This window comes from Streptomyces sp. NPDC002870 (assembly GCF_042888505.1).
In the GTDB taxonomy this organism is placed as follows: domain Bacteria; phylum Actinomycetota; class Actinomycetes; order Streptomycetales; family Streptomycetaceae; genus Streptomyces.
This window is the reverse complement of sequence record NZ_JBIAPW010000004.1, coordinates 275,431-288,659: the sequence shown is the minus strand read 5'-3', so window position 1 is coordinate 288,659 and position 13,229 is coordinate 275,431. Positions and strand designations below refer to the sequence as shown.

Sequence of the window (13,229 nt, the reverse complement as noted above, 5' to 3'; positions counted from 1 at the left end):
GCCGCCTCCCCAGGGGGTGGGAGTCTCAGCCTGCGGGCTGGCCGGAGCGCCAGTCGCGTACGACAGCGTCGACGTCGAAGGGCTGGAGCCCCAGCGGGGGACCCGGCGGAGGGCGGCGGATCGCCGCGGCGATCTTCTCGTTGACCTCCGCCAGGATCCGCCGCACTTCGGCAGCGGACGGCGCCCGCCGGGCGGCCTCCAGGGCGTCCTCGGCCTCCTTGCGGAGGGCAAGCGTGGGCGGCAGGTAGGAGAGGTGCTCGCGGTGCATCTTCTGCTTGACCCACCACAGGTCGTCGTACGTTCGATCAAGGTCGGGCAGTGGCTTTCCGAAGCCCGGAAGGTCCTTGAAGTCCCCACGCTCCGACGCCTCGCGGATCTGCTTGTCGACCCAAGACTCGAAGCTGACGCCCGGCGGCTTGCGTTCCGTCACGACTGGTCCTCCCGCCCCTCCTGCTGCTTCCACACCTCTGTCCCCAATCGTCGCTGCGGGCGGGTCCGGGCGCCAGCCCCAGCCCCGCCGTCTCCCGTCCGTTCGACACAGGTCCAGTCGGGCGGTGGCGCGGCGGCGCTCGCCGCCGAGTCGCCGGAGGGCCGGGCACGAGCGTTTCCGAGGGGGCGGTACGGATCGCGCTCCTGGCGGTGTACCGCATGCTGCCGCCCGAACTGGAGCCGGCGTACGTAACCGCGGGCTAGAAGCGCGGGCGCAACCGCGGGCGAGAAGTGCCGGGCGGGTTGATATCGCTCAACCACAGGGCGCGGTGTTGGGTCCCCTGGACACGGACGGACATCTCAGCGTCACGGCCGCCTGAGGGCTTGATCATCACGCTCGCCATCGGACGGTCGCGGCATGTGTCGCACGCGGTGATGGCCTGATGGCTGGGGGAGAGAGAAAAGTCCGGAGAGCCAGAAAGCCAGAAAGGCAGGAGCCCCGATCCAAACAGAACGGGGCTCCTTGGTACTGCTAAGTCGTTCGCGATCGCCGACCCGTGGCTGACTAGGCCGGGGTGACGTTCTCCGCCTGCGGGCCCTTCGGGCCCTGGGTGACGTCGAAGTTCACGACCTGGTTCTCCTCGAGAGAGCGGAAACCAGACGCGTTGATCGCGGAGTAGTGGACGAAGACATCCGGGCCGCCGCCGTCCTGGGCGATGAAGCCGAAGCCCTTTTCAGCGTTGAACCACTTGACGGTTCCGGTAGCCATAAGCCCTCCTTGGGCCAAAGGGTTGCCCTGCTCCAGAACCTGCAAGAAGTCTGAAAACTACAAAAGCCTGCGGGTTACATGCTCCGCAGGCTCTGTACTGCAAGGGAAACCAAACTGCAACTTGCGTTGAGCCTAGCACGCAGCGTGTGCGCAGCGGTAGAGGGAAAGATCACTTCACCCGGACGTTTGATGGGGCCTTGATCCGCTGACGATTGGCCGGCGAATCGCGGACGAATCGTGGACGAATCGCAGCTCGGGACGGGGCGTGGGTACGGGCGTGGGTGCGGGCGTGTGTACGGCCGCCCCCGGCGCCCCCGGCCGTACGCCACAGGTCTAGCCTCGCGATGTGGACAGTCTTGGTGAAAGCACAGCAACCGGCCACCGTCGCAGCCGACCTCGCGTCGGCCACATCCAGTTCCTGAACTGTCTCCCCTTGTACTGGGGGCTGGCGCGTACCGGAACTCTCCTCGATCTTGAGCTGACAAAGGACACCCCGGAGAAGCTCAGCGAGCAGCTGGTTCGCGGCGCCCTCGACATCGCGCCGATCACCCTCGTCGAATTCCTGCGCAACGCCGACCAACTCGTCGCCTTCCCCGACCTCGCGGTCGGCTGCGACGGGCCCGTCATGTCCTGCGTGATCGTGTCCCAGGTGCCGCTGGAGCGGCTCGACGGGGCGCGGGTGGCGCTCGGCTCCACGTCGCGTACGTCGGTACGCCTGGCTCAGCTGCTGCTGGCCGAGCAGTACAAGGTGACGCCCGACTACTACACGTGCCCGCCCGACCTCGGCCTGATGATGCAGGAGGCGGACGCGGCCGTGCTGATCGGCGACGCCGCGCTGCGGGCCTCGCTGCACGACGCGCCGAAGCTCGGCCTCCACGTCCACGATCTGGGGCTGATGTGGAAGGAGTGGACCGGGCTGCCGTTCGTCTTCGCGGTGTGGGCTGCGCGCAAGGACTATCTGGCGCGCGAGCCCCTCGTCGTACAGAAGGTGCACGAGGCCTTCCTCGCATCCAGGGACGTCTCCCTGGAGGAGGTCGCCAAAGTGGCCGAGCAGGCGGCGCGCTGGGAGACCTTCGACGCGGAACTCCTTGAGCGCTACTTCACGACGCTGGACTTCCGTTTCGGGGCCGAGCAGCTCGCGGGCGTACGGGAATTCGCGCGTCGGACGGGTCCGACGACCGGGTTCCCGGCTGATGTGACGGTGGAGCTGCTCGGCGGCCGGTAGTCGTGACGAGGCGGGGTCAGGACGCGGGAATGGGCGCCTGCATGTGCTCGCTGATCCACTGGATGGTTCCATCCCCCATGCCCTTCACATAGGTCTTGGCGTTGTGTTCGCCGTCCTGAATGACCTGGAGGCGGGTCTTGACGGGGCCCTTGCCGTAGTCACGGATGAAATCCTTGAGGCTCTTCATCCCGGACTCCTTGGTGCCGATCTGGAAGGCCAGATAGACGTCGTTGTCCTTGGTGTCGGGCTTGGCGGACAGGGCCTTGGCGAGTTTCTCCGGATTATTGGCCTGCCGCTGCGCCTCGTGGCCCGACCAGAGCGGCGAGTCCGGCACGGTGTCCGGGCCCGAGGCGATCACGGCCTTGAACTTGTCGGGGTGCTTCAGCACGGACTTCAGACCGACGAAGGCACCCGAGGAGGAGCCCATGAAGGCCCAGCCGTCACGGGACTTGAACGTACGGAAGTTGGCCTTCACGAAGTCGGGGACGTCCTCGGTCATCCAGGTGCCCATCTTCGGCCGGCCCGGTATGTCGCTGCCGTCGTAGTAGTACTTGGCGTCCGGGTTCAGCACCGGCATGACCACAATGAACGGCAGGCTCTTGCCCTCCTTCGACCACTTGCTGATGCTGCTCTGCAGCTTGAGGTCGGTGCCCATCCAGTAGTTCTTGGGGTAGCCGTTGCCGCCGGGGAGGGCGATCAGCACGGGGAACCCGCTGTTCGCGTACTTGGGGTCGAAGTACTCCTCCGGAGCCCAGACCCACACCTTGCCCTGGAAGCCGGACTTCTTGCCGTCCAGCGTGGTGACGCCGATCTTGGTGCCGTCGCCGAGAGTGTTCTGGGTGGTGAACGCGGCCTTCGGGCCGGTCGGCATCAGTGTCTTCGCCGCGGCTTCCGCGGCCGCCTTGTCGGTCGTGCCGCCGCCCGAGCCGCCGCCCGACTGCTCGGCGGCGGGGGCGTTTGCGGTGGGCCCGTCGAAGGAGACCGGGTCGCCCTCGTCCGAGCAGCCGGCGACGAGCGCGACAGAGCCGAGGGCGACGGCGGCTATGAGGGCCTTGGGCAGGCGTTGCATGCAGGGACTCCGAGGGGTTCTGGCCCAGGTGCCGCTGCGCAGGCATGGCCGCACACGTGGTGCGGCGCAGGCATTGCGGCACAGGCGGTTTTCGGACAAGCCGTGTGATTTACGTCCAGGGAGATGGCGGAACGCCCGGTTAGGTTCGCTCCGGGGCGGCGGGAATCCTCGTGATGCCGAACACGCCGGGCCCTAGGCTGAAGCGCAGCAGGTGCGACGCCCCGCGACGCGAGGCACCGCGACGCAACGCAGGGCAACAGGCAATCGGGGGAGTGCAGATGCAGCCGCTGGATCCGGGCGAGCCGCAGAGCATCGGGTCGTACCGGCTGCTCGGCAGGCTCGGGGCGGGCGGGATGGGCCGCGTCTATCTCGGGCGCAGCGCCGGCGGTCGCACGGTCGCGGTGAAGGTGGTCCATCCGCATTTCGCGCTCGACGAGGAGTTCCGGGCGCGGTTCCGGCGTGAGGTGGAGGCGGCGCGGCGGGTCGGCGGGAAGTGGACGGCGCCGGTGCTGGACGCCGACCCGGAGGCGCCGGTGCCCTGGGTGGCCACCGGGTATGTGGCCGGTCCCGCACTGTCCAAGGCGGTCGCCGACCACGGTCTCCTGCCCACGTATTCGGTACGGGTGCTCGGCGCCGGCCTCGCGGAGGCGCTGGCGGCCGTGCACGGTCTCGAGCTGGTGCACCGGGATGTGAAGCCGTCCAATGTGCTGCTGACCCTGGACGGGCCGCGGCTGATCGACTTCGGGATCGCCCGGGCAACAGACGGCACCGCCTCCCTCACCTCCACCGGGGTCTCGGTCGGCTCGCCGGGCTATATGTCGCCGGAGCAGATCCTCGGCAAGGGCGTCACGGGCGCCGCCGATGTCTTCTCGCTGGGCGCGGTGCTGGCGTACGCGGCGATGGGGGCGGCGCCCTTCCCAGGCGACTCCTCGGCCGCGCTGCTCTACAAGGTGGTGCATGGGGAGCCCGAACTGGGTTCCCTGGAGGGCGACTTGCGCGAGCTGGTCGAGGACTGCCTCGCCAAGGACCCGGCCGCGCGGCCCGCGCCCGCCGACATCGCGAACAGGCTGGCCCCTGGTGGGGCGGCCGCGCTGGTGGGGGCGGGTTGGCTGCCGGGCCCGCTGGTCGAGCAGGTCAGCCGGTCGGCGGTCAGCCTGCTGGATCTGGAGCCGTCGCAGGCGGACCCGGTGGCGTCGGGGCCGGTGGCCTCGGAACCGGTGGCGTCAGGGCCGGTGGCGTCGGGGCCCGTTGCGTCAGGGCCGGTTGCGTCGGACCCGGTTGCGTCGGGGCCCGTGGCGTTCAGCAGCGCCGCGGTCGGGGCGTTCGGGCCGCCGGTGGAGCCGCCCCGGGATGCCTCGCTGCCGGGCCAACACAGGCCCAACGGGCGGCTCTCCGTCTCGATGACGGCCGACTCCATACCGACCGGGACCGGGGCGCCCGGCGAGCGCCGGGGCCGGAAGGTGAGCTGCACGGTGGCCCTGGCGGTGGCCGGTGCGCTGGCGGCGGTGACGGTGGGCGGGGCAGCGCTGTTCGACTTGTTCCCGCGCGGAAACGACAAGGGCGACAGCACGGCGGCCGGACCGCCGAAGACCAAGAGCCCGTCGGTGTCGGACAGCCCGTCGATGTCGGGCGGCGCTTCGAGTGAACCCGCGGGGGAGGCGAACGCGGTCCGGAAAAGCTTCATCGGCACCTGGAAGGGCCCCTTCCAGGTCGAATTCGCGGGCAGCAAGATCAACGCCGGGACCTTCACGATCGTCATCGGCTCCGGGAAGGCGGGCGCGAAGGTCGGCACGGTCAACCAGTTCGACGCCCTGGGGGGCTTCGCCTGCGAGGACAACCTCGTACTGCGTAGCGCGACCAGTACGGAACTGGTTGCCGAGGGCAAGTCCAGCGGCAAGGAAGGCAGCGCCTGCACGGCGGGCACGCACACGGTGAAGCTGCGGCTCACCGGGGCCCGCCTGGAGTACACCTCCGAGGACCCACGGGCGGGCAACCCGCGTGCCCTGCTGGAGAAGTCGAGGTGAATCGCCGCCGTGGCGCGGCACGGACGGGCCAGTACGTGGCCCAGCGCCCATGGCCCAGAAGCCCGCGAAGAATCCATGGCGACGCTGTGCTGACACTGACACCATGCCGACACTGACACTGAACCCGTGCTGACGCTGTGCTGACACTGACACTGAGCCGACGCCATGCCGACCGTGCCCGCAGGTCGCCACAACCCCTGGCGTAGGCTGGATCGGCCCGCTGATGCTCTGAACCACCGCCGAAAGGTGACACCCGGTGACCGAGAAGGCCGACCTTCAGTCCGCGCTGGACCGTGCTGCCGAGGGTGGGCGGATCACGCCCGAAGAGGCGCTCGACCTCTACCGCTTCGCACCGCTGCACGCCCTCGGCGTGGCGGCGGACGCCGTACGCAAGCGGCGTTACGCGGGTACGGAGCACATCGCGACGTACATCATCGAGCGCAACATCAACTACACCAACGTGTGCGTCACCGCCTGCAAGTTCTGCGCCTTCTACGCCCCGCCCAAGGACACCGCCAAGGGCTGGACGCGCGACCTCGACGACATCCTGCGGCGCTGCGCCGAGACGGTCGAGCTGGGTGGCACCCAGATCATGTTCCAGGGCGGACACCACCCGGACTACGGCGTCGAGTACTACGAGGAGCACTTCTCGGCGATCAAGACGGCCTACCCGGAGCTGGTGATCCACTCCCTCGGCGCCTCTGAGGTCGAGCACATGGCCCGTATCTCCAAGGTGTCGGTCGAGGAGGCGATCTCCCGGATCCACGGCGCCGGACTCGACTCGTTCGCGGGCGCCGGCGCCGAGCTGCTGCCCGAGCGGCCGCGCAAGGCGATCGCGCCGCTCAAGGAGTCCGGCGAGCGGTGGCTGGAGATCATGGAGGCCGCGCATCGGCTGGGCGTCGAGTCGACGTCGACCATGCTGATGGGCACCGGCGAGACCAATGCCGAGCGGATCGAGCACCTGCGGATGATCCGCGACGTGCAGGACCGGACGGGCGGCTTCCGGGCCTTCATCCCGTACACGTACCAGCCCGAGAACAACCACCTCAAGGGGCGCACGCAGGCGACGCTCTTCGAGTACCTGCGCATGATCGCCATCGCGCGCCTCTTCCTCGACAACGTCGCCCACATCCAGGGCTCGTGGCTGACCACGGGCAAGGAGGTCGGCCAGTTGTCGCTGCACTACGGCGCGGACGACCTGGGTTCGATCATGCTGGAGGAGAACGTCGTCTCCTCGGCGGGCGCGAAGCACCGGTCGAACCGGCTGGAGATCATCGACCTGATCCGTAAGTCGGGCCGGGTTCCGGCGCAGCGGACGACGACGTACGAGCACATCGTCGTGCACGACGACCCTGCGGACGACCCGGTCGACGAGCGCGTCGTCTCGCACTTCTCTTCCACGGCGATCAAGGGCGGTACGGCCCACCCCGAGCTGAAGCTGCTCACCTCCAACTAAGAGCGGCACGAGGCCCAGTTGCAGACCATCCATGTGGCGGACGGCGTCTTTGCGGGCGGCCGCCGGGGGGTCCACGCGGTTGCCGTGGACGCCGGACTGATCATCGCGATGGGCACGTACGAGGAGATGGCTGCCACCCGCCCGCAGGCGCGGGTGCGGCGCTGGCCCGGACTGCTGACTCCGGGCCTGCGGCACCCGCAGGCCGCCGCGCTGCTTGAGGCGGCCTACCACCCCGACCCGCGCGAGGCTGATCAGCTCGGCACCGAGCCGCTGACCGGCGAGGCGCTGGCGGCGCTGGAGATGGACGAGGCTCGCTGGGGCGCGAGCGCGCGGCGCGGGTTGCAGCGGTTGCTGCGGCATGGGGTGACCGCGGTCTGCGGCCCGTTCACTCGGCCCGCGGTGCGGACAGCGGTGGCACGGTCGGGGCTGCATGTACGCGATGTACGCGAACCGGGGGGTGGTGCCGAGCGCGAGGCGCTCACGCTCGACCCGTTCAAGGCCTACCCGCTGAACGCCCTGCTCGACCGGAGCCTCACGGTCGGCGGGCCCGCGGACTTCGCGGTCTTCGACGTGCCGGTCTTTGACGTGTCGGTCGATGACGGACCGGTCGAGGATGCCCCGGTCGACGACGTACCGGTCGAAGATGCCCGGGTCGAAGACGCCCCGGTCGACGACGTTCTGGCGCGGATGCTGCGGCTGCACGGCGCGGGGACCTGCGTCGCCACCGTGCTCGGTGGACGCCTGGTGTACCGGCGCGCGTAGGGGTGCCGCCCGCCGAAGTGGCGGGAGGAGCCTGTGGGTTGCGCGGTGCGGCGGCGTCTGCAGCTGCCGCCCTGGTGCCGGCAGCGGGTCGAGCGGGCCACGCGGCGGCCACGGTAGCCACGCCGACGGGGACGTCGGACAAGGCGGCAGCCGCGGCGGCGACGTCGGCGGGCACGTCGGACAAGGCAGCAGCTGCGGCAGCGACGTCGGCAGCGGCAGCGGCAGCGTGATCCGCTCGGCGTGTTCAGCGTGTTCGGCGTGATCATCGTGGCCGGCCTCGGGCCCTTCGCGTACGCCGTCAGGATGCCGCGGGGAGGTGGCGGGGGCCGACCCCTGCCGCCGTGAGCCCTGCCGGGCGCGGTGCCGCTTGAACGTGCTGCTTGAATGGGGTGCGTGACCCGAGCAACCCTGGACAAGCAGCCGCACGAAGTCGCCTCGATGTTCGACGACGTGGCGGCGAACTACGACCTCACCAACGACGTGCTCTCGCTCGGCCAGGACCGGCGGTGGCGCAAGGAGGTCGCCAAGGCGGTGGACGCCCGCCCGGCGCAGAAGATCCTGGACCTGGCCGCGGGCACGGGCACGTCCTCGCTGCCGTTCACCGCCACCGGCGCGTACGTCGTCCCCTGCGACTTCTCCCTCGGCATGCTGCGCGAGGGCAAGAAGCGCAACCCGTGGCTGCCGCTCACCGCGGGCGACGCGACGAAGCTGCCGTTCCGTGACGGTGTCTTCGACGCCGTGACGATCTCGTTCGGGCTGCGCAATGTGCACGACACGGACGCGGCGCTGCGCGAGCTGTACCGGGTCACGAAGCCGGGCGGGCGGGTCGTGATCTGCGAGTTCTCGCAGCCGACCTGGGCGCCGTTCCGTACGGTCTACACGGAGTATCTGATGCGGGCGCTGCCGCCGGTGGCGCGGGCGGTCTCGTCGAACCCGGACGCGTACGTCTATCTCGCCGAGTCGATCCGCGCATGGCCCGGCCAGGCGGGGCTGGCGCAGCGGCTCCAGCAGGCCGGCTGGTCCAAGGTCGCGTGGCGGAATCTGACCGGCGGGATCGTGGCGCTGCACCGCGGCACCAAGCCGCGGTAACCGCGCCGCCATGGACTACCAGGCGGTCCTGGAACGGATCGCGGAGGACGTCGCACCGCAGATCGGCAGCGGCAGCCCCGCCGAGTACATCCCGGCACTCGCCGCCGTCGACCCGCGCCGCTTCGGCATGGCCATCGCCGACGTGGACGGCCAGGTGTACGGAGTGGGGGACTGGCAGCACCCCTTCTCCACCCAGTCGATCACCAAGCTCTTCGCCCTCGCGCTGGCCATGGCCCACGGCGACGACAGCCTCTGGGAGCGCGTCGGCCGTGAGCCGTCCGGCAACCCCTTCAACTCGCTGGTGCAGTTGGAGTACGAGAACGGGATTCCGCGCAATCCCTTCATCAACGCGGGCGCACTCGTCGTCACCGACATCCTGCAGACCCTGACCGGCGACGCGAGCAGCGAACTGCTGGACTTCCTGCGGCAGGAGAGCGGCAACCCGGACCTGGCCTTCGACCCGGACGTCGCCGAGTCGGAGTCCGCGTACGGCGACCGCAATGCCGCCCTGGCCCACTTCATGGCCTCGTACGGCAATATCGTCAACCCCGTCCCGACCCTCCTCGACCACTACTTCTGGCAGTGCTCGATCGAGATGAGCTGCGCCGATCTGACCCTGGCGGCCCGCTTCCTGGCCCGCCACGGGCTGCGCGTCGACGATTCCCGCCTGCTGACCCGCAGCGAGGCCAAGGAGATCAACGCCGTGATGCTCACCTGCGGTACGTACGACGCGGCCGGTGAGTTCGCCTACCGGGTCGGACTGCCGGGCAAGAGCGGCGTGGGCGGCGGGATCGTCGCGGTGGTGCCGGGGCGCTGCACCTTGTGCGTCTGGAGCCCGGGCCTGGACGCGCGCGGCAACTCGGTCGCGGGAGTGGCGGCGTTGGACCGCTTCACGACGCTGACCGGGCTTTCGGTGTTCTAGCCCGAGGGGCTGGTGCGAAGGCCCCGGTTGGCGCCGTCAGCGCACTCCCGGCCGCGGGCAGGGCCGCCGACCACATGGGGAGGACCGCCGGTGCCCTTCTCCGGGGTTAATTCGGCCAGTTGGGACGCGGCACCGAGGGTGTAGGGGAGGCGGCGGCCGAGACTGCTGCCGTGAAGGTCCGTGAAGTTTCGTGAACTGCCTTGAATCTGGCCTGAATCGGCCCAACTGAGCCGGACGTCGACGGGAACCGGTGGGCGGGGAAGATGAGTCAATTGTTTACGACTTTCTTATCTCCCCGTCCGTCCCCACTGGTCACCTCGGAGTCTCCCCATGGCGTCGTACTGCCCGCACTGTGGCAATCCATCTCCGGATGAGGCTCGCTTCTGCATCAAGTGCGGACGGGAGAGGCTGCCGGACACTTCGGCCCCACCCGCGATGCTTCCGGCTCCGCCCGCGATGCTTCCGGCCGCACCCCCGATGCTTCCGGCTCCGCCCGCTCCTGTGGCTGGGCAGCCCGCCCAGCCCTCGCCCGTCGGGGCCTTCTTCGGGCGGGTGTTCCGCGGAGACTGGCTGGCATCGGCGAAGGCCGCGGCCTGGCCGACCGGACTGCTGCTGGCGCTGGCGGTGGCGCTCGCCATCCCCTCGTACGGGCAGGACGAGGAGGTCGTCGTCGGCTGGAGCGACCGGCTGCGGATCGCGCTCGCAATGCTGCTGCAAGGGGTCGGAGGCGGCTTCGAGGTGAAGGCGGCGGGCGGCTCGTCGCCATTCGGCCCGGGTTCGGATTCGGGTTCGGATTCGGGTTCCGGCTCTGGCTCCGACTCCGGCTCCGGCTCCAGTTCGGGTTCCGGCTCCGACTCCGATTCCTCGGGCGGGATCTTCGGCGACGGCGGAGGATTCCCCGGCACCTCGGGTGGGGGGCCCTCGGACTACGGCGACCCGGGCATTGACGCGATGGGCGCGGCCTCGCTCTCCCTGGTGCCGCTGACGGTGACGCTGCTGTGGATCGGCGCGCTGTACCTGGGCGCACGGATGCTGCGTACGCGAGGGGCCGGGCTGGAAGCCGCCGTACGGCTCTCGCTGCTGGTCACCGGTGTGGTGCTGGTGCTCGGCCTGTTCGCGCAGCCTGAGGTCGTGGGTGTGGCGGTCTCCTCGTCCCCGCTGCTCGCGGCGCTCGGCGCCCTGGCGATCTCGCTCGCGGTGACCTGCGGGGTGCTGCAGCGCGACGACCTCGCGGTGTGGCTGTCGCAGCGGCCCGCGGCCCGCTCGACGGTACGCGCGCTTGGGACGTCGTTGCGCGCGCTCGGCGCGGTGCTGGCGCTCTGCTCGCTGGTCGGCTTCTTCGCGTACGCCTACGCCTACGCCAATGCGGACGAGGCGGACGCCTCGGCCCTGCTGGTCGCCCTGCCGATCCTGCCCAACATCGGCTTCGCGGTGCTCGGGCTGAGCTGGGGCGTGCCGGTGGAGTACGACGTCCAGGGCCGGTACAGCACGATCGGATCCAGCACGGAGCATGGCAGCTTCGGACTCCCGGAGATCAACGATGTGTGGGGCGGCGGGGCGGTCGCCGGGGCGCTGGCCCTCGGTGTGGTCTGCGCGCTCACGCTCGGCGTCTGGGCGGCGCGCCGCTCGGCGGACCGCCGCGAGCAGCTGCTGGCCGGTGGCTTCTCGCTGGGGCTCGTGCTGCTGTTCACGGGCGTCAGCGGGGTCTCGGCCGAACTTGCGGGCGGCCTCGCGGACTGGGGCGGTCAGGGCACCTCGGAGTTCGCGCCGAGCGTTCCGGACGCGCTGCTGTTCGGGTTGCTGTGGGTGGGGGCGGCGACGTTCCTGGGCCCGTATGTGCTGCGGATGGTGGGGCAGCAGGCGGCAGTTCCGCCCGTCCTGCCGGTCCCACCGCTTGGGCCGGTCCCGCCTCTGTCGGCGTACGGCCCCGCAGCGGCCCCGCCGGCCGCCCCGGTGACTCCGGCTGCGCCCGCCACTCCGGCTGCGCCCGCTACTCCGGCGGCTCCCCCCACTCCGGCTGCGCCCGCCACGGCTCCTGCCACTCCCTATGTGGCTGACCCCCACACCGTGCACCTCGCCGCCGCGCCGGGTGTTGCTCACGATCCAGCCGCCACGGCAGCCACTGCGGCCGCGGCCGAGCGCAAGCGCAAGGTCCTTGTCTGGACGGCCACCCTCACCGCCGCGTTCGTCATCGGCGGCGGCGCGACGGCCGGGGCGCTGCTCCTCAAGAAGAACAACGACGAGTCCGACCAGGCACAGAACAAGCCTCCCGCCGCCTCGCAGTCGCCCTCCCCCAAGCAGGACCCGTCGGCGGCCGCCTCGCCATCCGCCTCGCCATCTGCCTCGTCCGCTGCCTCGCCCTCCGCCTCAGCTTCCGCGTCCGCCGCCCCGTCCACCGCCCCCTCCCAGCCCCCGTCCCCGGGCGCCCCGGCGCTCCCCGCCGGCTTTGTGCTGAAGCGGGACCCCGCCGGGTTCACCGTCGGCGTGATGGACGGCTGGAAGCGCCGGCAGGCGGGCAGCCAGATCTTCTACGAGGCCCCGACGGGCGGTTCGTACATCCAGATCGGGATCGTCAAGAACACCCCCATGACCTCGTACGAGAACTTCCTCGGGCTGGAGAAGAAACACCTGGAGACCCCCGAGACCGACTACCAGCGCGCTCAGCTGGCGCAGAACACGTACCAGGGACGGCCGGGCGCGCTCTGGGAGTTCACCCACATCCCCGAGCCGGACGAGGGCAGCGTGCGGCGGCACGTCATCGACCAGGCGTTCGTGGCCGCGGACGGCACGGAGTACGCGATCCTCGCCGCGGGGCGTGCCGACCTCTGGGACGCGAACAGGGATGTGGTGTTCTCCACCGCGCTCAACACCTTCAAAACGAACTGAGCTCCAGCCGGAAGCAGTACCCCTTCTGCTGGGACACCGGCGTCGTGAACGTCTCGGCCAGCTCCATCCCCAGCCGCCGGATCACCGCGATCGAGCGCTCGTTGCGGGCGTTCACCATCGCCACCACCCGCTCGACGCCCGCCGCCCGCACCCGCTCCAGAGTGGTGCGGGCGGCGGCCGTCGCGTATCCCTTGCCCCACGCGGACCGCGCCAGCCGCCACCCGATCTCGATCTCGCCGACCGGGCCGAAGCCCTCATGCGGCCAGGGCTGTGCCCCGGTGAAGCCGATGACTTCGCCGTCCTCGTCGAGCATGGTCCAGAAGCAGAAGCCGCGTTCGGCGTCGTGTCTGCGCTGCCGGGCGGTCAGCTCCTCGTAGACCGACAGCTCGGCCGACTTCCCGCCGTGGAACTCCATGACGTCCGGGTCGTTGAAGATCCGGTGCCAGGCCAGGGCGTCCTCATCGGTGGGCACGCGCAGCTGTACGGCGGGGAGCGGGCTGCTGCTCATAGGAGGGAACCCTTCAGTTTGTGGATCAGTACGCCCCCATAGACTGCACATGTCCTGTGCCAATCGGTACGCAATATCGAGTCTTCGGGA

General features: G+C 70.2%; 11 protein-coding genes and 1 pseudogene. 8 read left to right on the top strand and 4 right to left on the bottom strand.

All coding sequences use genetic code 11. From position 1 onward, the window contains the following. Positions 1-25: 25 nt before the first annotated feature. Complete coding sequence (locus tag ACFYWY_RS07995) at positions 26-430, bottom strand: DUF1992 domain-containing protein (protein WP_389181380.1); 405 nt, start codon at positions 428-430, stop codon at positions 26-28. A gap of 564 nt (positions 431-994) precedes the next feature. Beyond that, positions 995-1,198: a cold-shock protein gene (locus ACFYWY_RS07990; protein WP_003967102.1), complete on the bottom strand. Its 204-nt coding sequence runs from the start codon at positions 1,196-1,198 to the stop codon at positions 995-997. Between the two features lie 346 nt (positions 1,199-1,544). On the opposite strand from ACFYWY_RS07990, the gene ACFYWY_RS07985 reads away from it, so the two are divergent. Next, positions 1,545-2,423: a menaquinone biosynthetic enzyme MqnA/MqnD family protein gene (locus tag ACFYWY_RS07985; RefSeq protein WP_389181377.1), complete on the top strand. Its 879-nt coding sequence runs from the start codon at positions 1,545-1,547 to the stop codon at positions 2,421-2,423. Positions 2,424-2,439: 16 nt separating this feature from the next. Here the strand turns inward: ACFYWY_RS07985 and ACFYWY_RS07980 are convergent, their stop codons facing one another. Continuing rightward, complete coding sequence (locus ACFYWY_RS07980; protein ID WP_389181374.1) at positions 2,440-3,492, bottom strand: alpha/beta hydrolase; 1,053 nt, start codon at positions 3,490-3,492, stop codon at positions 2,440-2,442. Positions 3,493-3,770: 278 nt separating this feature from the next. Here ACFYWY_RS07980 and ACFYWY_RS07975 point away from each other — a divergent pair, with 278 nt between their 5' ends. The 7 genes and pseudogenes from ACFYWY_RS07975 to ACFYWY_RS07945 all read left to right on the top strand — a co-directional run bounded on the left by ACFYWY_RS07975 (position 3,771) and on the right by ACFYWY_RS07945 (position 12,631). Further along, complete coding sequence (locus ACFYWY_RS07975) at positions 3,771-5,516, top strand: protein kinase (protein ID WP_389181370.1); 1,746 nt, start codon at positions 3,771-3,773, stop codon at positions 5,514-5,516. Positions 5,517-5,772: 256 nt separating this feature from the next. Next, positions 5,773-6,972 carry a cyclic dehypoxanthinyl futalosine synthase gene (gene mqnC / locus ACFYWY_RS07970; RefSeq protein WP_389181367.1) on the top strand — a complete coding sequence of 400 codons (1,200 nt, stop codon included), beginning with the start codon at positions 5,773-5,775 and terminating at the stop codon, positions 6,970-6,972. 18 nt (positions 6,973-6,990) lie between these two features. Continuing rightward, positions 6,991-7,734 (top strand): hypothetical protein, encoded by a 744-nt coding sequence (locus ACFYWY_RS07965; RefSeq protein ID WP_389181364.1) that lies wholly within the window; start codon positions 6,991-6,993, stop codon positions 7,732-7,734. Positions 7,735-8,127: 393 nt separating this feature from the next. After that, positions 8,128-8,823, top strand: coding sequence for a demethylmenaquinone methyltransferase (locus tag ACFYWY_RS07960; RefSeq protein ID WP_389181361.1), 696 nt, complete (start codon positions 8,128-8,130; stop codon positions 8,821-8,823). Positions 8,824-8,833: 10 nt separating this feature from the next. Next, positions 8,834-9,745, top strand: coding sequence for a glutaminase (locus ACFYWY_RS07955; RefSeq protein ID WP_389181359.1), 912 nt, complete (start codon positions 8,834-8,836; stop codon positions 9,743-9,745). A gap of 330 nt (positions 9,746-10,075) precedes the next feature. After that, positions 10,076-10,144 (top strand): annotated as a pseudogene (locus ACFYWY_RS07950) (zinc-ribbon domain-containing protein); the annotation flags it as partial. A 102-nt stretch (positions 10,145-10,246) separates the two neighbouring features. Further along, positions 10,247-12,631 carry a hypothetical protein gene (locus ACFYWY_RS07945; RefSeq protein WP_389181557.1) on the top strand — a complete coding sequence of 795 codons (2,385 nt, stop codon included), beginning with the start codon at positions 10,247-10,249 and terminating at the stop codon, positions 12,629-12,631. Here ACFYWY_RS07945 and ACFYWY_RS07940 read toward each other — a convergent pair. Continuing rightward, the gene (locus tag ACFYWY_RS07940; RefSeq protein WP_389181356.1) at positions 12,618-13,139 is read right to left on the bottom strand and encodes a GNAT family N-acetyltransferase; all 522 of its coding nucleotides are present in this window, start codon (positions 13,137-13,139) and stop codon (positions 12,618-12,620) included. The two genes, ACFYWY_RS07945 and ACFYWY_RS07940, sit on opposite strands and share 14 nt — an antisense overlap. Positions 13,140-13,229 lie beyond the last annotated feature (90 nt).